General features: G+C 69.7%; 23 protein-coding genes. 10 read left to right on the forward strand and 13 right to left on the reverse strand.

Annotation, left to right across the window (positions count from 1 at the left end):
• Positions 1 to 9 precede the first annotated feature (9 nt).
• The 7 genes from U1H99_RS11570 to gntR form a co-directional block, all read right to left on the reverse strand.
• Positions 10 to 1065: an ABC transporter ATP-binding protein gene (locus U1H99_RS11570; RefSeq protein ID WP_323141877.1), complete on the reverse strand. Its 1056-nt coding sequence runs from the start codon at positions 1063 to 1065 to the stop codon at positions 10 to 12.
• Between the two features lie 7 nt (positions 1066 to 1072).
• Positions 1073 to 2041, reverse strand: a complete 969-nt coding sequence (locus U1H99_RS11575) for a carbohydrate ABC transporter permease (RefSeq protein WP_323141878.1) — start codon at positions 2039 to 2041, stop codon at positions 1073 to 1075.
• Entirely contained in the window at positions 2038 to 2916 is an 879-nt protein-coding gene (locus U1H99_RS11580) for a carbohydrate ABC transporter permease (protein WP_323141879.1), read from the reverse strand. The genes U1H99_RS11575 and U1H99_RS11580 overlap by 4 nt, the downstream gene beginning before the upstream one ends.
• Before the next feature lies 1 nt (position 2917).
• Complete coding sequence (locus U1H99_RS11585; protein ID WP_375341607.1) at positions 2918 to 4180, reverse strand: ABC transporter substrate-binding protein; 1263 nt, start codon at positions 4178 to 4180, stop codon at positions 2918 to 2920.
• 172 nt (positions 4181 to 4352) lie between these two features.
• Complete coding sequence (locus U1H99_RS11590) at positions 4353 to 5039, reverse strand: acyltransferase family protein (RefSeq protein ID WP_323141881.1); 687 nt, start codon at positions 5037 to 5039, stop codon at positions 4353 to 4355.
• Positions 5040 to 5108: 69 nt separating this feature from the next.
• On the reverse strand, positions 5109 to 5735 hold the full coding sequence (locus U1H99_RS11595; protein WP_375341608.1) for a winged helix-turn-helix domain-containing protein: 627 nt from the start codon (positions 5733 to 5735) through the stop codon (positions 5109 to 5111).
• An 83-nt stretch (positions 5736 to 5818) separates the two neighbouring features.
• On the reverse strand, positions 5819 to 6841 hold the full coding sequence (gntR, locus tag U1H99_RS11600) for an HTH-type transcriptional regulator GntR (protein ID WP_323141883.1): 1023 nt from the start codon (positions 6839 to 6841) through the stop codon (positions 5819 to 5821).
• Between the two features lie 175 nt (positions 6842 to 7016).
• Between gntR and U1H99_RS11605 the strand changes: the two genes are divergently transcribed.
• Together U1H99_RS11605 and U1H99_RS11610 are read left to right on the forward strand one after the other, a co-directional pair.
• Positions 7017 to 7292: a hypothetical protein gene (locus tag U1H99_RS11605; protein WP_323141884.1), complete on the forward strand. Its 276-nt coding sequence runs from the start codon at positions 7017 to 7019 to the stop codon at positions 7290 to 7292.
• 234 nt (positions 7293 to 7526) lie between these two features.
• Positions 7527 to 9605 carry a putative bifunctional diguanylate cyclase/phosphodiesterase gene (locus U1H99_RS11610; RefSeq protein ID WP_323141885.1) on the forward strand — a complete coding sequence of 693 codons (2079 nt, stop codon included), beginning with the start codon at positions 7527 to 7529 and terminating at the stop codon, positions 9603 to 9605.
• Between the two features lie 5 nt (positions 9606 to 9610).
• Here the strand turns inward: U1H99_RS11610 and U1H99_RS11615 are convergent, their stop codons facing one another.
• Entirely contained in the window at positions 9611 to 10600 is a 990-nt protein-coding gene (locus U1H99_RS11615; RefSeq protein ID WP_323141886.1) for a diacylglycerol/lipid kinase family protein, read from the reverse strand.
• Positions 10601 to 10894: 294 nt separating this feature from the next.
• Here U1H99_RS11615 and U1H99_RS11620 point away from each other — a divergent pair, with 294 nt between their 5' ends.
• Positions 10895 to 11452, forward strand: a complete 558-nt coding sequence (locus U1H99_RS11620; protein WP_323141887.1) for a TetR/AcrR family transcriptional regulator — start codon at positions 10895 to 10897, stop codon at positions 11450 to 11452.
• Between the two features lie 72 nt (positions 11453 to 11524).
• On the opposite strand, the gene U1H99_RS11625 is transcribed toward U1H99_RS11620, so the two are convergent.
• Positions 11525 to 12652, reverse strand: a complete 1128-nt coding sequence (locus U1H99_RS11625) for a branched-chain amino acid ABC transporter substrate-binding protein (protein WP_323141888.1) — start codon at positions 12650 to 12652, stop codon at positions 11525 to 11527.
• A gap of 132 nt (positions 12653 to 12784) precedes the next feature.
• On the opposite strand from U1H99_RS11625, the gene U1H99_RS11630 reads away from it, so the two are divergent.
• The 4 genes from U1H99_RS11630 to U1H99_RS11645 all read left to right on the forward strand — a co-directional run bounded on the left by U1H99_RS11630 (position 12785) and on the right by U1H99_RS11645 (position 15231).
• A complete protein-coding gene (locus U1H99_RS11630) occupies positions 12785 to 13654 on the forward strand; it encodes a MaoC/PaaZ C-terminal domain-containing protein (RefSeq protein WP_323141889.1) in 870 nt (289 codons plus the stop codon).
• Positions 13655 to 13765: 111 nt separating this feature from the next.
• The gene (locus tag U1H99_RS11635) at positions 13766 to 14227 is read left to right on the forward strand and encodes a universal stress protein (protein ID WP_323141890.1); all 462 of its coding nucleotides are present in this window, start codon (positions 13766 to 13768) and stop codon (positions 14225 to 14227) included.
• 9 nt (positions 14228 to 14236) lie between these two features.
• Positions 14237 to 14776 carry a universal stress protein gene (locus U1H99_RS11640; RefSeq protein WP_323141891.1) on the forward strand — a complete coding sequence of 180 codons (540 nt, stop codon included), beginning with the start codon at positions 14237 to 14239 and terminating at the stop codon, positions 14774 to 14776.
• A gap of 17 nt (positions 14777 to 14793) precedes the next feature.
• Positions 14794 to 15231, forward strand: a complete 438-nt coding sequence (locus U1H99_RS11645) for a universal stress protein (protein ID WP_323141892.1) — start codon at positions 14794 to 14796, stop codon at positions 15229 to 15231.
• Between the two features lie 15 nt (positions 15232 to 15246).
• On the opposite strand, the gene U1H99_RS11650 is transcribed toward U1H99_RS11645, so the two are convergent.
• Genes U1H99_RS11650 through U1H99_RS11660 form a run of 3 tightly spaced genes read right to left on the reverse strand, consistent with a single transcriptional unit; the run spans position 15247 to position 16819 of the window.
• On the reverse strand, positions 15247 to 15552 hold the full coding sequence (locus U1H99_RS11650; RefSeq protein WP_323141893.1) for a putative quinol monooxygenase: 306 nt from the start codon (positions 15550 to 15552) through the stop codon (positions 15247 to 15249).
• Between the two features lie 53 nt (positions 15553 to 15605).
• The gene (locus U1H99_RS11655; RefSeq protein ID WP_323141894.1) at positions 15606 to 16193 is read right to left on the reverse strand and encodes an NAD(P)H-dependent oxidoreductase; all 588 of its coding nucleotides are present in this window, start codon (positions 16191 to 16193) and stop codon (positions 15606 to 15608) included.
• A complete protein-coding gene (locus U1H99_RS11660; protein ID WP_323141895.1) occupies positions 16193 to 16819 on the reverse strand; it encodes a GNAT family N-acetyltransferase in 627 nt (208 codons plus the stop codon). The genes U1H99_RS11655 and U1H99_RS11660 overlap by 1 nt, the downstream gene beginning before the upstream one ends.
• Positions 16820 to 17015: 196 nt before the next feature.
• On the opposite strand from U1H99_RS11660, the gene U1H99_RS11665 reads away from it, so the two are divergent.
• On the forward strand, positions 17016 to 17471 hold the full coding sequence (locus tag U1H99_RS11665) for a hypothetical protein (protein ID WP_323141896.1): 456 nt from the start codon (positions 17016 to 17018) through the stop codon (positions 17469 to 17471).
• Between the two features lie 15 nt (positions 17472 to 17486).
• Here the strand turns inward: U1H99_RS11665 and U1H99_RS11670 are convergent, their stop codons facing one another.
• Positions 17487 to 18050, reverse strand: coding sequence for a flavin reductase family protein (locus tag U1H99_RS11670; protein ID WP_323141897.1), 564 nt, complete (start codon positions 18048 to 18050; stop codon positions 17487 to 17489).
• A 136-nt stretch (positions 18051 to 18186) separates the two neighbouring features.
• Here U1H99_RS11670 and U1H99_RS11675 point away from each other — a divergent pair, with 136 nt between their 5' ends.
• Together U1H99_RS11675 and U1H99_RS11680 are read left to right on the forward strand one after the other, a co-directional pair.
• Positions 18187 to 18324, forward strand: a complete 138-nt coding sequence (locus U1H99_RS11675) for a hypothetical protein (RefSeq protein ID WP_323141898.1) — start codon at positions 18187 to 18189, stop codon at positions 18322 to 18324.
• 161 nt (positions 18325 to 18485) lie between these two features.
• Positions 18486 to 19388, forward strand: a complete 903-nt coding sequence (locus tag U1H99_RS11680) for a DUF3108 domain-containing protein (RefSeq protein WP_323141899.1) — start codon at positions 18486 to 18488, stop codon at positions 19386 to 19388.
• Positions 19389 to 19396 lie beyond the last annotated feature (8 nt).

Raw genomic sequence — 19396 nt, forward strand, 5'->3', positions numbered from 1 at the left:
CGGACGCACTCACTGCAGGCGGCGCCCGTCCTGCGGGTCGAACAGCGAGACCCGGGCCGCATCGATGCCGAAAGCGACCTGCTCGCCCGGCGCGAATGCGCGCGTGTCGTGCACCAGTGCGCCGAGTGCGGCCGTACCGCAGCGCAGCCACACGACCTGGTGGTTGCCCATCGGTTCCACCAGCGTCACCTCGGCGCGCAGCGGACCGGCGCCGATGGTCACGTGCTCGGGGCGCACCCCCAGCAGCGCCGGGCCGGCGGCCTGCCCTGCCCCGGCGGCGCGCGCCGGCAGCGCGATGGCGCCGCCGCGGAAACCCCCCGCCGCATCGAGCTCGCCCTCGATGAAGGCCATCGGCGGCGATCCCAGGAAGCCGGCGACGAAGCGGTTGGCCGGACGCGCGTACACCTCGGCCGGCGTGCCGACCTGCTGGATATGGCCCTTGTCCATCACCACGATACGGCTGGCCAGCGTCATCGCCTCGGCCTGGTCGTGGGTCACGTAGATCATGGTCGAACCGAGCGCCTGGTGCAGCAGCTTGAGTTCGCGCCGCAGCTCGGCGCGCAGCTTGGCGTCCAGGTTGGACAGCGGTTCGTCGAACAGGAACACGCGCGCTTCGCGCACCAGCGCGCGCCCGATCGCCACCCGCTGGCGCTGGCCGCCGGACAGCTGCGCCGGCTTGCGCGACAGCAGCGCATCCAGCTGCAGCATCGCCGCCGCCCGCGCCACGCGGCGCCGGATCTCGTCTTTCGGCGTGCCGGCGATGCGCAGGCCGAACGACATGTTGGCTTCCACCGTCATGGTCGGATACAGCGCATACGACTGGAACACCATGCCGATCCCGCGCTCGCTCGGGTCGGCATCGGTCATGTCGCGGCCGCCGATCTCGATCGCGCCGGCGGCCGGTTCGACCAGGCCGGCAATGCTGTGCAGCAGGGTCGACTTGCCGCAGCCGGAGGGGCCGAGCAGCACCAGGAATTCGCCCGGCTCGACCTGCAGGTCGAGGCCGCGGATGATGTCCCTGCCGCCGAGGCGGATATGCAGGTCGCGCAGGTGGACGTTCGCCATCGCGGGGTCAGCCTTTCACAGCGCCGGCGGCGATGCCGCGCACGAACCAGCGTCCGGAGAAGAAATACAGGGCCAGCGGCAGCAGCGCCGTCAGGATGGTGGCCGCCATGTTGACGTTGTACTGGCGGGTGCCGGTAGTGGTGTTGATCACGTTGTTCAGCTCCACCGTCATCGGCAGGTTGTCGCGGCCGGCGAATACCAGGCCGAGGATGTAGTCGTTCCACACGCCGGTGACCTGCATGATCGCCGCCACCACCACGATCGGCAGCGACATCGGCAGCATCACCTGCAGGAAGATGCGCCAGAAGCCGCCGCCGTCGATGCGCGCGGCCTGGAACAGCTCGTGCGGCACGCCCGCATAATAATTCCGGAACAGCAGCGTCATCACCGGCATGCCGAACACCAGGTGCACCAGCACGATCGCCGGTAGCGAGCCGAAAATGCCGGCCAGCGCCATCACCCGCACCAGCGGATAGATCATCACCTGCACCGGCACGAAGGCGCCCGCCAGCAGGATCCCGAACAGCAGGTTGGCGCCGCGCGGGCGCCAGAACGACAGGGCGTAGCCGTTGACGGCGCCGATCGCGATCGCCAGCAGCGTGCTCGGCACCGTGATCCAGACCGAGTTGAGGAAGCCGCCGCGGATGCCTTCGCAGGCGGCGCCGGTGCAGACGCCGCTCCAGGCCTGGCGCCAGGGTTCGAGCGTCCAGGCATGCGGCAGCGCCAGGATGCCGCCCTGGCGGATCTCCTCCATCGGCTTGAGCGAGGTGACGACCATCACGTACAGCGGCAGCAGGAAGAAGGCGGCGGCGCTCAGCAGGAACAGATAGATGCCGATGCGGGCCGGGGTCCAGCGCCGGCGCCGGGTGCGGCCGCGTGCCGGCCGCTTCACGGGCTCGAGCGCCGGCTCGAGGGCCGGCTCAAGTGCCTGTTCAAGCGCGGTCGCGATCGCGGCCTGGTGGCTGGTCGGCGTCATGCGGCCTCCTTGCGCGCGCGCGCATAGGCATACGGCGCCAGCAGCGCCAGCACCGGCACCAGCAGCACGACCGCGCCGGCCGAGGCCAGGCCGACGTTCGAGCGCAGGAACAGGTGGTCCATGATGAACTTGGTCGGTACCTCGCTGGCGGTGCCGGGGCCGCCGTTGGTCATCGCCACCACCGCGTCGTACAGCTTGACCACGGCGGTCGACAGCAGCAGCAGGAGGGTGGCGATCGTCGGCCACAGCATCGGCAGCACGATGCGGGTGTACACCCGCCACGGCGGGATGCCGTCCAGGCGCGCCGCCTTCCAGATGTCGGGGTCGACGCCGCGCAGCCCGGCCAGCATCAAGGCCATCACCAGCCCCGAGGCCTGCCACACGGTCGCGATCACGACCGTGTAGATCACCAGGTCCTGGCGCACGATCCAGTCGAAGGTAAAACCGGGCAAACCGAGCCCGCGCACCACGCCGTCCAGGCCGTCGCCCGGCGTCAGCAGCCATTGCCACACCAGGCCGGTGGCGACGAAGGACATCGCGTACGGGTACAGGAAAATGGTGCGGAACACCCCTTCGCCGCGCACGCGCTGGTCGATGAACACCGCCAGCAGGAAACCGATGACCAGGCAGGCCAGGACGAACAGCACGCCATACACGGCTAGGTTGTGCAGCGACAGCATCCAGCGCTCGTTGTCGAACAGGCGTCCGTACTGCGCCAGGCCGATGAAGCGCCCCGAGGGGAAGGTGCGCGAGCCGGTCAGGGAAATGACCAGGGTCCAGGCGGCGGCGCCGAGGTAGGCGACGATGGCGGTCAGCGCCATCGGCAGCAGGGCCGCGTGCGGTGTCAGGCGTGTGCGTTTCAGCGCGGGCCTCATCTTAATAGCGCAGCGCCGAAGCGATGCTGTTCTGGGCCTGTTCGACCGGCATGTCGGTGTTCCAGTAGGCGGTCAGCACGTCCTGCAACGCGCCGTTCTGGTCGGGGGTCAGGTAGATCTCCATCACGCCCAGCGGCCGCGCGCGGTCGCGCGCGATCGCCATGCCCTTTTGCGCACAGGCGTCCAGGCTGGCGGGATCGGCATCCAGGCGCGCCGGGATCGACCCCTTCAGGCGGTTGAAGGACAGCTGCACGGCCGGGTCGGCGACCACGCGCGCCACCAGCTTCTGCGCCTGCAGCACCGCCGGATCCGCCGTGCGCGGGAATACCAGCACGTCGCCCTGCACCAGGTAGGGACTGGCGGCGCCCAGGCCCGGCAGGCAGCCGTAGTCGCGTTCCGGCTGCTGGCCAGCCGCCGTGAATTCGCCCTTGGCCCAGTCGCCCATCACCTGGATGCCGGCGCGGCCTTGAATCACCATCGCGGTGGCGTCGTTCCAGTTGCGTCCCGGCGCGGCCGGGTCGACGTAGCCGTGCAGGCGTTTATAGGCCAGCAGCACGCGGCGGAAGTCGTTCGAGCGGATCGCGGACTGGTCGCGGTCGCGCAGCACCCGCAGGTAGAGCGCCCGCCCGCCGAGGTTGGACAGCATCAGCGAAAACAGGATGCTGTCCTGCCAGGCCTGGCCGCCGTGCGCCAGCGGCACCAGGCCGGCCGCCTTGAGCTTGTCCAGCGCCGCGAACAGTTCGTCGACGCTTTGCGGCGCACGCGCGATCCCGGCGCGCGCGAACGCGGGCTTCGAATACCACAGCCAGGTCTGCATGTGGACGTTGACCGGCGCCGCATACCAGTGGCCGTGCACCTTGATGACGTCGACGATCGGCTGCGGCAGCGTACGTTCCCAGGCGCCGCGGCGGGCGGCGTCGTCGACGTCGTTCAGCAGGCCTTCCTCGATGATGTCGACGAACTGGCGCGAGGTGTTGAACTGGGCCGCGGTGGGCGGTTTGCCGCCGATGATGCGGTTGAGGGTGACGGCGCGCGACTGGTCGCCGCCGGCGATCGCGGTATCGATCCAGGTGCCGCCGAGGCCGCGGTAGGCCTGGGCCACCTGCTTGACCGCGGCCGATTCGCCGCCCGAGGTCCACCAGTGGATCACCTCGGCGCGCGGTCCGGGCTGGGGCGCGGCGGCCGCGGCCGCGCAGCCGGCCGCGCCGACGATTGCGCCGGTGATCGAGCCGACCCGCAGCGCCCACGGCCAGCCGCGCAGCATGGTCTTGCCTGCTCCGAGCATCCTGTCTCCTGTCGGCTGCCATTTACGCACGCATCGGATGCATGACCATGGCTTGTTGGCGGACGCGCGGTCCGGGCCGAATGTAATGTCAGTTGGAAATTAATAAACGGATTTTCCTACAAAAACCGCCGCCGATGTTGGGAAATTTCATCTAGAGCGAGGCGGCCGGATGCTCCGGACCCGGCGCCGCCTGCGCCGGCATCACCGCCAGGTGCGGCTGCTGCCAGGCCGCCAGCGCCAGCGACGCCGCCGCGACCAGGCAGGGCAAGGCGCCGGCGCGCCGCCCCAGTATTAGTCCGAGCAGCGGCAGCGCCAGGTAGAGATGCCACTCGCACGCCAGCGACCAGACCACGCCCGCGGTAACGAGGTGGGTGCCGCCGAAGCCGTTCACCAGGCCGTAGCCGGCCATCGAAAAGGCCAGCCACTGCGCCACCTCGCGCGCCACCACACGCTTCGGCTCGAACAGCGTCCAGCCGGATTCCACGGCGACCACGGCGAACATCAGGCCCATCGCCAGCGCATAGGCCGGTACCAGGCGCAGCACCCGGCCGAGGAAGAATTCGCCCCAGCCGAAGCCGCCACGCGCGGCATGCAGCTTGCGCACGAACAGGAAGGCGGTGATCATGAAGAACAGGGTGACGCTCGATTCGCCGCAGTGGGTGAACAGGCGCGACGGCGGCGCCGTCCACTGCCGGCTCGCCAGGTAGCCGCGCAAGCCGTCGATGGCCGCGTTGCGCCCGGCCGTCGGCGCTGTCGGCAGCCAGCGGCTGCAGGCGCGCACGACGCCTAGGGCCAGGCCCACGGCCAGCACGGCGAACAGCGGATCGGTCGGCCCCATCGAGCGCTCCCTCGGCAACAATGGCTCAGCTTACGCCCGTTACCGCAAGTCACTCAAGCATTTTATGGCTCAGGGCTGCAGCCGGTAGCCAACCGCGGTCTCGGTCAGCAGGTGGCGCGGCTGGGCCGGATCCGCTTCCAGCTTCTGGCGCAGGTGCCCCATGTAGATGCGCACGTAATGGCTGTTGTCGGCATGCGACGGTCCCCAGACTTCGCGCAGCAGCTGCGGCGCCGTGACCACCCGGCCGAGGTTCGCCAGCAGCACGGTCAGCAGCTTGTACTCGGTCGGCGTCAGGTGCACCGGCTGGCCATCGCGCGCCACCAGGCGCTTGTGCAGGTCGACCTCGATGGCGCCGACACGCACGCTGGACGGCGCCTCGGCGATCCCCTTGTGCTGGCGCCGCAGCGCCGCCCGCACCCGTGCCAGCAGCTCGCCGACGCCGAAGGGCTTGGTGAGATAGTCGTCGGCGCCGGCGTCCAGCGCCGTGATCTTGCCGGCTTCGTCGACGCGCGCGGACAGCACGATGATCGGCACCGGGCTCCAGGCGCGCACGGCGCGGATCAGCGCCAGGCCATCGCCGTCGGGCAGGCCGAGGTCGAGCACGATCAGGTCCGGGCTGCGGGTGCCGGCCTCGATCACCCCGCGCTGCACGGTCTCGGCCACGTGCACCTGCCAGCCTTCGCCTTCCAGCGCCATGCGCACGAAGCGCCGGATCTGCGGTTCGTCCTCGACGATCAAGGCCACCGGCGGCGGCGCCGCGGCCGGGGTGCCCGCCACGCTCACGTGCTCTCCCGCGCGCGCAGCGTGAAGCCGAGGTCGATGCGGCGCTGCGCCGGCGTGCGTCCGCCGATCACGTCCAGCAGCAGCGAGGCGGCTTCGTAGCCGATGCGGTAGCGCGGCGTGTCGACCGTGGTCAGCGAGGGCATCATCCATTCGGAAGCCGGCAGGTCGTTGAAACCGGCGATCGCCACGTCGTGCGGCACCCGCACGCCGTGGCGCTGGCAATGGTAGATGGCGCCGTGGGCCAGGTCGTCGTTGCAGCAGAACACCGCATCGCAGCCGAGCGCCAGGGTGCGCTGCATCAGCCGCGCGCCGAGCGCGATGGTCGACGGTTCGGCCGTCATCACTTCCAGCGCCGGATCGGCCAGCCCGGCCGCCCGCATCGCCTGGCGGTAGCCGTCGGCGCGGCGCAGCGTACGCTCGTCGAGCTGGGCGCCGATGAAGCCGATGCGGCGGTAACCCTTGTCGATCAGGTGGCGCGTCATGGTGCTGCCGGCGTCGAGCTGGGAAAAGCCGACCGACAGGTCTTCCTCGCCCTCGGCCAGGTCCATCATCGACACGATCGGGATCTGCAGGCTGCCCAGCACGCGCTGCACGTGGGGGCTGTGCGACACGCCGGACAGCAGCACGCCGTCCGGATTCGACTGCAGGTAGATATTCAGCAGCTTTTCTTCTTCGGCGTCGGAATACCGCGTGTTGCCGATCAGGAGCTGGTACTGGCTGGCACCGACCGCGTCATGGATACCGTCCAGCACCGCCGTGAACACCGCGTTCGACAGCGACGGCACCAGCACCACGATCACGCGCGAATGGGCCGACGCCAGCGCGCGTGCGGCGCGGTTCGGCACGTAGCCGAGTTCGATCACCGCCTGCTCGACCTTGGCGCGGGTCGTTTCCGACACCAGCCGCGGCTGGCTCAAGGCGCGCGACGCCGTCATCGTGGACACACCCGCCAGCGTGGCCACTTCTTCCAGCGTGGCGCGCCCCGTTCCCCTCACCTTCCCTGCTCCGGTTCTGTTCATTCTTCTTGTCTTGGATCCTGGCGGCAAGCACCGCCGACCCTTGATTCGGCCACGGATTGGACAACTTGTCAACTCCTGTGCGGCACGTCCTACGTCGCCACACCCTCCATTCCGATTGCCGCGCCCACCTGGCGGTCTAAGATAAAGCCTATCGGATAGTCATAAGGAGCAGCATATGCCGAGCAACCAGGAATACAAAGGCAAGGGCATCAAAGGGCGTAGTTATGATGAACTCAGCGGCGTCGGCACCAGCAGTGCCGGCAAGACCGGCACCACCGGCAACTCGAACGACGGTGGCCGCGACGGCGGTGTCGGCACCCCCGACCTGGCCGATTCCGGCAATCTGCAGCAAGCCGAGGGCCAGCCGGGCGGTACTCCGGCCCAGGGCGATTCGACCCGCAGCCGCGGCAACCGGCAAGGCGGACAAGGCTCGCCCGACGACGCCAAGTAACACAGGCGGCAGACACGTCATCTCGACCTGTCATTCCGGCGCCGAGTCCTCCACGGCGCCACCCGCCGCCCCGGCACCCTCGCCGGGCGGCGGCTCCCTGTCCACTGTCCGCCAACGCCGTTGGCGCCGTCCGCAAATCACGGGCGAGTGTCGCATATTTACCGCACCCTGTTAAATGTTGCTGTCGGGAATGATAAAATCCGCGATGGGTCGATTGCCCCGTATTGGAACCCCATGAGCAGACAGCCCACCTCCTTCGACAGCCTCCCCATCGTCCACGATGCCAGCCTTCCGGGCATTGCCGAGACCGTGGACCGTTCGCAACAGCGCATGAACGCCATGCTGGAGAGCATCGGCGACGCCTTCTTCGCGGTCGACCGTCACTGGCGCGTCATCTACGCCAACCGCAAGGCAGCCGCCTTCGTCGGTATCGAGCTGGGCGCCGGCCTCGGCCGCCAGCTGCTGGATCTGGCGCCGATGCTGGAGGGCACCGCGTTGCTCGACCACTACCGCAGCGCCATGGCCAGCGGCTGCCCCGGGGTGCTGGAAACGCTGTGGGCGCCGACCGGCGCCTGGGTCGAGGTGCGCACCTACCCGACCGACGATGGGCTGTCGGTCTATTTCCACGACATCAGCGAACAGCGCCGCGCCGCCGACGCCCTGCGCCGCAGCGAGCAGCGCTTTCGCAGCCTGTTCGAACAGGCCGGCGACAGCATCCTGATCACCGACCGCGACCTGTGCGTGGTGGCCGCCAACGCCAGCGCCTGCGCCACCTTCGGCTACAGCGAGGCGGAATTCATCGGCAGCAGCGTGCACCTGGTCGACAGCGGCTTCCCCTACGACCAGGCGCTGCTGGACAGCCTGCGCAAGGGACACACCCATCTGCTGCGCATCACCAAGCGGCGCCGCGACGGCAGCACCTTCCCGGCCGAAGTGCGGGTATCGCGCTTCGAGGACGGCGGCCAGGAATTCTTCCAGGCGATCATCCGCGACCTGAGCGAGCGCGAAGAGGCCGAACGCCGCCTGCGCCACCTCGCCACCCACGACAGCCTGACCGGGCTGCCCAACCGCACCCTGCTGCACGAACGCCTGCAGGCCGCGCTCGACGCCTGCACCGGCGAGGCCTCGGTTGCCGTGCTGTTCCTCGACCTCGACCGTTTCAAGGAAATCAACGATTCCTTCGGCCATGACCTGGGCGACGTGCTGCTGTGCGAAGTGGCGCAGCGCCTGCGCCGCGTGCTGGGTCCGGACGATACGCTGGCGCGCCTGGGCGGCGACGAATTCGTGGTGGTGGCCCCGTGCGACGGCGGTGCCGCCGAGGCCGAGGGCATCGCCGCGCGCCTGCTGGCGCTGCTGGGCGAGGCGGTGCCGGTCGGCACCCAGGACGTGATCATCGGCGCCTCGATCGGCATCAGCCTGTACCCGCGCGACGCCGCTACCCGCGAAGTCCTGTTCCAGACCGCCGATACCGCGATGTACCGCGCCAAGGCGGCCGGGCGCAACCGCTACCGCTTCTTCGAAGCAGCCATGACGGCGCGCGCGCAGGCGCGCATGGCGCTCGAGACCTCGTTGCGGCCGGCGCTGGCGCGCGGCGAATTCGAGCTGGCCTTCCAGCCGCGCATCGACCTGCGCAGCATGGCCATGGTCGGGATGGAGGCACTGATCCGCTGGAACCATCCGCAGCTGGGACGGGTCGCGCCGGGCGAGTTCATCGCCATCGCCGAGGAAACCGGCCTGATCACCGAGATCGGACACTGGGTGCTGCACGAAGCATGCCGCGCGACGCAGGCGCTGGTGGCCAGTCACGCCAGGCCGGTGCGGGTGTCGGTCAATGTCTCGGCGCGCCAGCTGGCGCAGGCCGGCTTTGTCGGCGAGGTGCGCGGCGCCCTCGAAGCGTCGGGGCTGGCGCCCTGCCACCTGGAACTGGAGCTGACCGAGAGCGCCCTGATCGAAGACATGGACCGCACCGCCGCCATGCTCGGCGAGCTGCAGGCGCTGGGGGTCAAGATCGCGGTCGACGATTTCGGTACCGGCTATTCCGGCCTGGCCTACCTGCGCCGTTTTCCGATCGACGTGCTCAAGCTCGACCGTTCCTTCGTGCTGCAGGACGACGGCCGCATCAGCGCATTCGACTTCGTGAAGGCCTTCGTCGACATGGCGCATGCCCTGCGCATGTCGGTGGTGGCCGAAGGTGTCGAGACCGCCGAGGTGCTCGACTTCCTGCGCGCCGCCTCCTGCGACGAGGCGCAGGGCTATCTGCTGGCGCGCCCGATGCCGCTCCCCGCGGTCGGCGCGCTGCTGGGCGCGCACTGAGCCATTCAGGCTGCGGCGGTGGCGCGTCCGTCGGCGCCGGCCTCGGGCGCGACCTCGGGCTCCGGGACCAGCAGATGCAGCTGGTCGTCGAGCACCTCGAAGCGCAGCGGCAGCGCCATCCTGCAGACTTCGCCGTCGGTGGCGACCTTCAGGCGCCGGCGCCCGGACAGCAGAGGACCGCGCACCGTCATGCTGCGGAAGGCAAAGGCGTCGACGTCCTCGGCTTCGCCAAGCCGACCCATGGCGCCGCGCACCAGCAGGCCGAGCATGCGCAGCTTGCCCACGGCGCGCGGCGCGATCGCGGCCAGCCGTCCTTCGTCGAGCGCATGCTGTAGCGGCGGCATGCCGACCTGCTCCATCTGCAGCCGGTTGTTGCCGACGAACAGGGTCGGCGTGCGCAGGTGGCGCGGCTGGCCGTCGAGTTCCAGCGTGATGCGCAGGTTGCGGTGGCGCCCGAGCGCGGTCTTGAGCGCCGACAGCAGCGCCACCACCCGCGAACGGCCGTACTGGCGCTTGTCGTGCTCGCGCTCTTCCAGCAGTTTCGGGTACAGGCCGACGCTGGCGTTGACCAGGAAGATGCGCTCGTTGACGCGGCCGATCTGTACCGGCCGCGCGCGCGCGCGCAGCAGCGCATGCACCGCCTCGGCCAGGTCTTCGGGAATGCTGTGGGTGCGGCCGAAATAATTGAAAGTACCCTGGGGCAGCACGCCGAACGGACAGCCGGCCTGCACCGCCTCGTGGGCCACCGTGTTGAGGGTGCCGTCGCCGCCGGCCGCGACCAGGATGCCGCCTTCGGTGCGGGCGCGCGCCGCCATCTTCTTGGCGGCGGCGCCGAGTTCGGACGCATCGTGCACCACCTCGAGGTGGCAGCGCCGGCCGGCGCCCTCCAGCACGTCGCGAATGGTCGAGCAGCGCAGATCGGTTTCGGCGTGTCCTGATCCGGCGTTCAGTACCACCAGGAAAGGCGCGTCCGGGCGCGGTTCGGTCATCTGCATACTGGGTTTGCCTCCATGGTTGAAACGGTCCATGCCAGCATAGCAGTGTTTACGGTCACCCCGCGGTCCGCTTGGCGGCCGCGCGGCCGATCGATGCGCGTGTCGTATATTTGTCGACGCGCCAAGCGCGGCATCGCGGGGTTATACTCGTCCTCGTAATTATTACCAGAACGTGACATACCATTCGGTCGGACCGAGCAAGCGCCCGGAGAGGCTACGCCACGGCGCATTCGCCGCCCTCTATCCATAGTCATCACAATGAGAATCAGCAAGGAAAAGGCCGCCGAAAACCGGATGGCATTGATCAAAGCTGCCAGCAAGCTTTTCCGCGAACGCGGCATCGACGGCGTCGGCGTCGCCGAGATCAGCAAGGAAGCGGGCCTGACGCACGGCGCGCTGTACGCCCACTTCAAATCGAAGGAAGAGCTGGCGCTCGAAGCGCTGTCATACGGCCTCGAGCAGGCCAATGCCCGCATGTATGCCTCCACCAGGGACGGCATGCCCGACCTGGGCGCCTTTCTCGACCATTTCCTGGCCGTGGAAGGCCGCGACGATTACGGAAGCCGCTGTCCGATCGCGGCCTCGGCGAGCGAGATCGGACGCCAGGACAAGGCCATCAGCGCCCGTTTCGCCGAAGGCTACATGGTGCTGGCACGCGCCTTCGAGCGCCATATCGCGGCCAACCAGCCAGGCAGCGACGCGCTGGCGCGCGGCATGGTGGCGGTGGCGGCAATGGTCGGCGGCCTGGCCGTGGCGCGCGGCGCCGCCAAGGGCAATCCGGCCATGTCGGAACAGCTGCTGAAGGCGACGCGCCAGCTGCTGGACGAGCTGATGCTCGCCGCGCCCAAATAAGAACACGTCCTTGCCAAGGAGGGCGGCCGCCCCGCAGGAGGGCCGCCGCGTCATCCCTGCCGGTTGCGTGGCTTACTTGGTGACCGCGATCTCGGTGCGGTGACCTCCCTTGAAGGTGTACAGCGTGATCGCGCCGTCGCGGATGTCGCCGCGGTTGTCGAAGGCGATATTCCCGGTCACGCCCTTGTATTGCGTCTTCGCCAGCAGCGGCAGGTACTTGGCCGGATTGGCCGAGCCGGCCTTGTCCATCGCCGCCGCCAGCAGCAGCGTGGCGTCGTAGGAATACGGCGCGATGATCTGGACGTCGATGCCGTAGCGCTTGCGGTAGTCGGCGCGGAACTTGTCCATGGCGGCCTTGCCCGCCGCTTCGACGCCGCCGGCTTCGGCACACACCACCTGGCCGTCGGCCATGGTGCCGCCGGACAGCTTGTGCATCTCGTCCGAGCAGATGCCGTCACCGCCCATCATGCGCGCGTTCAGGCCGAGCTGCTTCATCTGGCGCAGCATCGGCCCGGCCACCGCGTTCATGCCGCCGAAGAACACCAGGTCCGGCTTGGCGGCGCGCACGCGGGTCAGGATCGCCGCGAAATCGGTGGCCTTGTCGTTGGTGAATTCCTTGGCCACGACGTTCACGCCCTGCTGGCGCAAGCCGTTGCTGAACTCGTTGGCCAGGCCCTGGCCGTAGGCGGTGCGGTCGTCGATCACGGCAACGCGCTTGACGCCCATGGTCTTGGCGGCATAGCGGCCCAGCACCTGGCCCAGCTGGATGTCGTTGGCGACCACGCGGAAGGCGGTATTGAAGCCCTGCTGCGTATATTTCGGCGACGTGGTCGAGGCCGAGATCTGCGGAATCCCGGCATCGTGGTAGATCTTGGAGGCGGGAATCGTGGTGCCCGAGGTTTCGTGGCCGATCACGGCATTCACCTTGGCATCGGCCAGCTTCTGCGCCGCGGCCGTCGCCTGTTTCGGATCGCCGCCGTCATCTTCGCCAACCAGCACCCACTTCACTTTCTTCCCGCCGATGGTGGCGCCGCGCGCGTTCAGGGCTTCGATCGCCATGCGCACGCCGTTCTCGCTGTCCTTGCCGAAGTGGGCTACCGGGCCGGTCATTGCCGCCACGTGGCCGATCCGTACCGTTTCCTGGGCGTTCGCCAACCCTGCGGCGGACAGCGCCGCCATCAACAACACCTGCTTCTTCATTCCATCCTCATCTAATTAAGTGATTCTTTATGCCAAACCGATAGGGTACCGTGCTTGGTCGTAACTCACAAGTATTCCGGGGCAACTGCCGGTTTCAGGCACAATGCAGGTTTTGCCTCTCCTTCCGCACCGATGTCCGCAGACCACCCGCCGCCTCCTAGAGCGCTGCCCACGCTGAACGCCTTCACCCTGCTGCGCGGCCTGTTCCGCCGCCGGCGCCGCACCTCCGGCGCGCGCACCCCGCGCAGTGCCTTCGTCCTGGACGCCATCGACCCGGCCTGGGTGCAACGCTATCGCCAGGCGCTCGGCTTTCCCGTTCCGGAAGCGCCGTCGGCCATCCCGCTGACCTTCTATTACCTGCTGGCGCAGCGCGCCCAGGTGGCGACCATGCTCGACCCGGCATTCCCGTTCCGCCTGGCCGGCACCGTGCATGCCGAAAACGCCCTGCAACTGGGCGCGCCCCACCAGCCGGCGCTGCCGCTGGCGCTGAACACCACCGTGGCGATCCGCCCGCCCAACGAGAAAGGCGCGGTGTACGCCACCCTCGAGACCCTCGGCGAACAGGAGGGCAGCACCGTGTTCACCTGCCGCAGCACCTACCTGGTGGTGCGCGGGGGGCGTGGCGGCTATGGCCGGACGCGCCCGCCCGACACCTCGCTGCCGCCGATCGCCGCCTGGCGCCTGGCGGCATCCAGCGGGCGCGCCTACGCCCGCCTGTCCGGCGACTGGAACCCGATCCACCTGTGGCGCTGGTCGGCCAACCTGATGGGCATGAAGCGCCCGATCATCCACGGCATGCACACGCTGGGGCGCGCCTGCGCCGAACTGGAACGCGCCGGCGGCCGCCCGCTGGCCGCGCTGGACGCCCGCTTCAAGGCCCCGGCCGCCCTCGGCAACGAACTGGCGCTCGGCGCCGACCTGCACGGCGGCACTTTCGCGGTACGCTGCGGCGAACGCACCGTGGCCGAAGGCCATTTCACCTTGGGCGCCGCCGACGCTTGAACTGCGCCGCGGCGGGCCAGTCCAGCGTTTGATCCAGGTCAACCGATGCAATCGGCATATTTGTCATGCTGATTGCATCGGGGCCATGCGCTCCCGCACCGGAGCCTGCACATGAGCCCGCAGCTCGACAATCCACTGTATCGCCGCATCCTGTTGCCGACCGACGGTAGCGAGGCATCGCAACGCGCGATCCTGTCCGGCGTCGCTTTCGCCCGCGAAGTCGGCGCCGACGTAGTGGGCTTCACCGCCACGCCCGCATTCCACGTCCTGAGCACCGACCCCGACATGATCGGCGACACCGCCGAACAGTACGCCGACGCCAGCCAAGAGCGCGGACGGCGCCTGCTGGCCGACGTCGACAGCGCCGCGCGCGAAGCCGGCGTTCCCTGCACCCTGGAACAGGCGGTGTCGGACGAGCCGTGGCAGGCCATCGTCGACAGCGCGCGGCGCCTGGGCTGCGACCTGATCGTCATGGCCTCGCACGGCCGGCGCGGGCTCGGTGGCCTGCTGCTGGGCAGCGAAACCCAGAAAGTACTGGTGCACAGCGCCATCCCGGTGCTGGTGCACCGCTGAGGAAGTGCCGTGGCCGATCCGATCGATGAGCCGGCCGGGAACGCGACCGGCAGCATGGCGGGCATGGCGCCAGGGCGCCATGCTGGCGTACCGCGATACAAGCGGATCCTGGTGCCGACCGACCGCTCGGACGTGTCGGCCGTGGCCGAGCATGCGGCGGTCGAGTTCGCGCGGGTGCATGGCGCCGAGATCGTGGCGTTGTCGGTGGCGCAGACCTACCCGGCCTATGCCGCGGCCGAAGCCGCGATGGCGGTCGATCCGAACCTCGCCAGCGAAGCGCTGCGCGGCTGGGCCGAACGCAACGTGCGCCGCGTCAGCGCCGCCGCGGCCGGCGCCGGGGTCGCATGCACACCGCTGACCGTGTTCTCGCACTCGGCCAGCGACGCCATCCTCGACAGCGCGCGCGACCACGGCTGCGACCTGATCTTCATGGGTTCGCATGGCCGCCGCGGGCTGTCGCGCCTGCTGGCCGGCAGCGAGACGCAAAAAGTGCTGGCCGGCGCCGAGGTGCCGGTAATGGTGCTGCGGCCCAGGCCGGGCAGCGCCTGACCGTGCCGGAGGCTGCGATGTTCCGCCGCATTCTGGTTCCCACCGACGGTACCGAACGCTCGACCGTTGCGCTCGAAGCGGCGCTGCGCCTGGCCACGCTCGGCCAGGGGACCATCGTCGGCGTCCACGCCAGCCCGCCGCCATATGTGATGGCGCCCGAGCTCGGCCTGGCGGCACCTATCCACGACGCCTGGCGCCAGGAGCGCGAGCAGCTGGGACAGGATGCGGTCGCCTACGTCCGGCGCCGCGCCGGCGAGGCGGGCGTACCTTGCGAAACCCTGCTGGTAACCGGCCTGCCGCCGAGCGAGGCCATCATCCGCAGTGCGCGCGAGCAGCTGTGCGATTTGATCGTGATGGCCTCACGCGGACGTGGCGGCCTGGCCGGGCGCCTGATCGGCAGCGAAACCTGGAAGGTGCTCAGCCATAGCGCGATACCGGTACTGGTGCTGCGCTAGGACTGTTGTGTATATTCATGCGCGCGGGGCGCTGAGCGTGTCCAGCATCTGCAGCTCGAGCGGGCTGCGCAGCAGGTCCGGCAAAGCGGCGCCAAAGGCGCGCATGTAGGGCATCTGCAGGTGTTTGTCGAGCTCGCCGCGGTCGACCCAGTTCTCATACATCACGAACACCGAGGGGTCGTCCTGCAAGCGGTGCAGGTCGTAGTCGATGCAGCCGGCTTCGGTGCGTGTCTGCGGCACCAGGCTCAGCAGGTGCTCGTGCAAATCGGCTTCCTTGCCGGGTTTGGCGCGCATGGTGGCGATGACGGTGAGCTGGGACATGGCATCCTTTCTTGGAGGGAAAGTTCGCAGTATAGCCGCCCCCGCCATTGCCTTCAGCGCGCGCGCTGGCCGAGGCGGCGCAGGCGCGCGCGCCAGCGCTCGACTTCTTCCTCGCTCAACCCATCGGTGCTGCCGACCACGGTGGCCCTGACTGGGCCGATCCCGGCCGGCACGAAGATACTGCGTCGCACCAGCTTGAGGCTGGGTGCGCCGTGCAGCCAGCGGTAGACCGGCGCCGCCACCTGCGTGCTGACCACGATCCGCGCCGTACGGCCGCGCAGCGAGCCGTCGCCCGACAACCGCAGCGCCGACGGGTTGACCGCAAAGCCCGGGCGCGACACCTGTTCCAGGAAACCCTTCAGCATGGCCGGCATGTCACCCAGCCACAGCGGGTACATCAGCACCAGGTGGTCGGCCTGGCGGATCGATTCCTGCACGGCTTCCAACTGTGGCGGCAGGGTGCCATGGCGCCACTCGGCCGGACTGCTCAGCAAGGGAAAGGCCAGGCGCGCCGGTTCCACCAGCTCGACACTGTGGCCGGCCTCGCCGGCACCTTCGGCATAGGCGTCGGCCAGCATGTGGCACAGATGCGGGCGGCGGCAATCGGGGTGGCCCTGCACGATCACGATGCGCAGGCCCATCAGCGTACCTCGCGCGGCCGCAGCATCAGCGCCAGCTGCGCCGAGCCGTCGGCTGCGCGCAGGATCTGGAATCCGCAGCGGTGCGCCAATGCCAGCATGGCCGGGCTGCCGGCGGGCACCGATCCGCAGGCCAGCGTGACCCGGCGCTGCAGGCACAGGTCGAGCACGCTGTGCAGCAGCAGCCGGCCGAGGCCGCGGCCTTGCAGCGCCGGCCGCACCGCCAGGGCGAATTCGGCGGCGACGTTGCCGCGATCGATGCTGAGACACAGTTCGCCGAGCAGCCAGTCCCGGCCGCCAACGGCGGATGCCTGCGCCAGAACCAACCGCAGCTGCTCCCCACCGAACGTTGTCGGCTGGGAGAACGCGCGCATGCGCCGCCCGCGCTCGCCCAGTGCCTGCAGGAAGGCCGCATGCGCCGGCGTATCGCCGGGTGCCAGCGGGCGCAGCTGTAACGGCCCGAATACGCTGTCGAGGCGGCGGTCGGTCAGCGGCGCCGGCTCCGCGGAAGGCGCAATGGGCGCATCACCCCTTCCCTTGCCGACAGCGCGCAACACGCCACCGGCGGCGGGGGCCGAGAGGCGATCCGTCAGCAGGACCGGCATCGGGTCATTGAGCAGGTTTGACATGGAACCAAGCCTAGCCGTAGGGGTAAGCGTTACTTTGAGGAACATCAAAGCCGACGGTAACTCCGTTGGAATCGACCCCATCCGTGCCAACCGTGCGCACGCTATGCCACTTTGCGGAACACTTTGAGATGTATCAAACTGAGACCTTGGCTGGCGCCGACACTGCAAGCGCCGGCCCGTACCTGAGGAAAGCCGCATGAAAGCCCACGCCGCCAAGCCCACTCGTCCGCGCACCCTCGTCGCCGCGCTGCGGCATGCGCGCAAGGGCTTGTGCTGCCGTGTGCACGCGCTGCTGAACGCGCCGGACGCCGAGCTGGCGCATGCCTTCGCGCCGCTGGTGGCCGAAGTCGAGGCCGGCTTCCGGCATGAGGAACTGATCATGGGCACGCTCGGCTATGAACGCCTGCGCGATCAGCGCGCGGAAAACGCGGTGGTGCTGAGCGCCCTGCACCGGGTGCTGCCGCAGGTCGAGGCTGGCGACGCCGTGCTCGGGCGTACCGTGCTGGAAGCCCTGCTCGAGGTGCTCGACCTGCACCGGCTGAGCACCGGGGTGGCGCTGGCGGTGGCCGTGCAGCCGCCGCCGCTGCGGGTACGCGGCAGCGCGGCGCGCATCACGCAACGGGTCGGGATGCGGGCGCGGCACCCGCGCTAGCGCCCGCTGCGGCCCTTACTTGAGGCCGCGGCGCCGGCGCCGGATCGTCTGCCCGGCCACCATGAACATGCCGTCGCCCTGGTAGTGCAGGGTTTCCGGATGGCGCGGCGTAGCCAGCGCGCGCGCCGCGACCACTTCCCAGACGAAGAAATCGTAGCGCTCCACCAGGCTGTCGTCGTGCAGCCGGCACTCGAAGTGGGCATGGCATTCCCGGATCGCCGGCGCGCCGACCCGCTCGGCCGGCTCCGGCGTCAGGCCGAAGGCGGCGAACTTGTCGATATCGGCCCCGCTGGTGGAACCGACGCCCAGCACCTGTTCGAGCTGGGCGCGGGTCGGCAGGTTCAGCACGCACTCGCCGCTGGCGCGGATCAGCCCGTAACTATGGTTGGCGCGCGAGATCACGCAGCCGACCAGCGAGGGCGAGAACTCCATCACCGTGTGCCAGCCCATCACCATGACGTCGGACTCGCCTTCGTGGGCCGAGCTGACCAGCAGCACCGGGCCGGGTTCGAGGTAGCGCCGCACCTGGTCGAGGGGCAGCTCGCTTTTTCTTGTGGTATTACGCTTGTTGGCTGGCATCCTGGCTCCCGTATCGATGACTGAGGGCTATTATCAGTGCCGGACGCGTGGGCCGGCGTACGCCTGGGCGCCGCGCCGGCGCCGATGGCGTAAAATCGCCGCTCGTCATCTTCAAGGAGGCAAGGTCATGCCCGCAGTGCGCATCCACCGGTACGGCAACCCCGACGCGCTGTCGCGCCGCGCGCGCCCCGTACCCGACATCGCCGGGGCGCACGCGCCGGGCGAAAGCGGACGCGCAGCCGACCAGGTGATGCTGCCGGCGGGGACGCCCTGATCCGGACCGCCCTGACCGCCCGGCTGCGCCGCTACCGGCGCCTGCTGGCCCTGTGCGGGCTGTCGGCGCTGGCGCACCTGGCGCTGCTGGCATGGTTTGCCGGCACCGATGGCGCGCCGCCGGCCGCGCCACAGGGTAGGCCGGCAGCCGAAGACCTGGTCTTGCGCCTGATGCCGGCCGACACCCCACGACGCGAGGACGGGCGCCACCCGGCCCCCGAAACCGCGCCAGCGCCGGCCCCTGCCCCGCAGCCGCATCCGGCGCCGCTTGTCGCCCCCGCGCCGGCTGTCGCTGCCGCTACGCCGGCAGCATCCGCGGCGCCATCCCTGCCCGCCGCCGCGGCAGCGCCGGCCGGCCAGCCCGTGCCGGACAGCCCCGCCGACGCTGCACCGCTGGTGCAGATGCCCAGCCGCTACCGCGTGCGCCTGCCCGAGCCTGTGCTGCTGACCTACACGCAGACGCGCCAGGCCCCGGGCGCCGCGCCGCAGACGCTGGCCCCGGCGCATATCGACTGGCGCAGCGACGGCGAACGCTATCAATTGCAGGTGGATGGGGTACTGGGCCGGCTGTCGAGCCAGGGCGGCAGCGGCGATGCCGGCGTCATGCCGCGCAGCGCGTCCGAGGAAAATGGAGGAAGCCCGAGCGTGACCGAGTTCGACAACGGCGAGGTGCGCTTCCGTGCCAGCGGCCGCAGCGTGCCGGACAGCATCGGCATCCAGGACCGCGCCTCGCTGCTGATGCAGCTGGCCGGCATCGGCCTCGGCGAGCCGGACCAGTTGCGCGGGACAATCGAGGTGGTGGTCGCCGGCCCGCTCGAGGCGACCATCGAACGCTTCCAGGCGGCCGGGGTGGAGACCCTGGCCACCGCCCTGGGCCCGATCGAGGCCTGGCACCTGGCGCAGCCGGCGCTGCCGGGCCGGCCGCGCCTCGAGGTCTGGCTGGCGCCGGCGCGCGGCTGGCTGCCGGTGCAGCTGCGCCTGACCGGCGCCGACGGCATCGTGTCGACCCAGACCGTCAGCGCCATCGCGGCGGCGCCGGCGGCGCCGGCCGCAGCCGCTCAGTAGAGGCGCTT

The organism is Massilia phyllosphaerae, from assembly GCF_034659755.1.
In the GTDB taxonomy this organism is placed as follows: domain Bacteria; phylum Pseudomonadota; class Gammaproteobacteria; order Burkholderiales; family Burkholderiaceae_D; genus Telluria; species Telluria phyllosphaerae.

What these genes read in the sequence shown, in the direction of transcription:
- U1H99_RS11570 (WP_323141877.1), bottom strand. Translation starts at nt 1,065, where the DNA reads ATGGCGAACGTCCACCTGCGCGACCTGCATATCCGCCTCGGCGGCAGG.
- U1H99_RS11575 (WP_323141878.1), bottom strand. Translation starts at nt 2,041, where the DNA reads ATGACGCCGACCAGCCACCAGGCCGCGATCGCGACCGCGCTTGAACAG.
- U1H99_RS11580 (WP_323141879.1), bottom strand. Translation starts at nt 2,916, where the DNA reads ATGAGGCCCGCGCTGAAACGCACACGCCTGACACCGCACGCGGCCCTG.
- U1H99_RS11585 (WP_375341607.1), bottom strand. Translation starts at nt 4,180, where the DNA reads ATGCTGCGCGGCTGGCCGTGGGCGCTGCGGGTCGGCTCGATCACCGGC.
- U1H99_RS11590 (WP_323141881.1), bottom strand. Translation starts at nt 5,039, where the DNA reads ATGGGGCCGACCGATCCGCTGTTCGCCGTGCTGGCCGTGGGCCTGGCC.
- U1H99_RS11595 (WP_375341608.1), bottom strand. Translation starts at nt 5,735, where the DNA reads ATGGCGCTGGAAGGCGAAGGCTGGCAGGTGCACGTGGCCGAGACCGTG.
- gntR (WP_323141883.1), bottom strand. Translation starts at nt 6,841, where the DNA reads ATGAACAGAACCGGAGCAGGGAAGGTGAGGGGAACGGGGCGCGCCACG.
- U1H99_RS11605 (WP_323141884.1), top strand. Translation starts at nt 7,017, where the DNA reads ATGCCGAGCAACCAGGAATACAAAGGCAAGGGCATCAAAGGGCGTAGT.
- U1H99_RS11610 (WP_323141885.1), top strand. Translation starts at nt 7,527, where the DNA reads ATGAGCAGACAGCCCACCTCCTTCGACAGCCTCCCCATCGTCCACGAT.
- U1H99_RS11615 (WP_323141886.1), bottom strand. Translation starts at nt 10,600, where the DNA reads ATGCAGATGACCGAACCGCGCCCGGACGCGCCTTTCCTGGTGGTACTG.
- U1H99_RS11620 (WP_323141887.1), top strand. Translation starts at nt 10,895, where the DNA reads ATGGCATTGATCAAAGCTGCCAGCAAGCTTTTCCGCGAACGCGGCATC.
- U1H99_RS11625 (WP_323141888.1), bottom strand. Translation starts at nt 12,652, where the DNA reads ATGAAGAAGCAGGTGTTGTTGATGGCGGCGCTGTCCGCCGCAGGGTTG.
- U1H99_RS11630 (WP_323141889.1), top strand. Translation starts at nt 12,785, where the DNA reads ATGTCCGCAGACCACCCGCCGCCTCCTAGAGCGCTGCCCACGCTGAAC.
- U1H99_RS11635 (WP_323141890.1), top strand. Translation starts at nt 13,766, where the DNA reads ATGAGCCCGCAGCTCGACAATCCACTGTATCGCCGCATCCTGTTGCCG.
- U1H99_RS11645 (WP_323141892.1), top strand. Translation starts at nt 14,794, where the DNA reads ATGTTCCGCCGCATTCTGGTTCCCACCGACGGTACCGAACGCTCGACC.
- U1H99_RS11650 (WP_323141893.1), bottom strand. Translation starts at nt 15,552, where the DNA reads ATGTCCCAGCTCACCGTCATCGCCACCATGCGCGCCAAACCCGGCAAG.
- U1H99_RS11655 (WP_323141894.1), bottom strand. Translation starts at nt 16,193, where the DNA reads ATGGGCCTGCGCATCGTGATCGTGCAGGGCCACCCCGATTGCCGCCGC.
- U1H99_RS11660 (WP_323141895.1), bottom strand. Translation starts at nt 16,819, where the DNA reads ATGTCAAACCTGCTCAATGACCCGATGCCGGTCCTGCTGACGGATCGC.
- U1H99_RS11665 (WP_323141896.1), top strand. Translation starts at nt 17,016, where the DNA reads ATGAAAGCCCACGCCGCCAAGCCCACTCGTCCGCGCACCCTCGTCGCC.
- U1H99_RS11670 (WP_323141897.1), bottom strand. Translation starts at nt 18,050, where the DNA reads ATGCCAGCCAACAAGCGTAATACCACAAGAAAAAGCGAGCTGCCCCTC.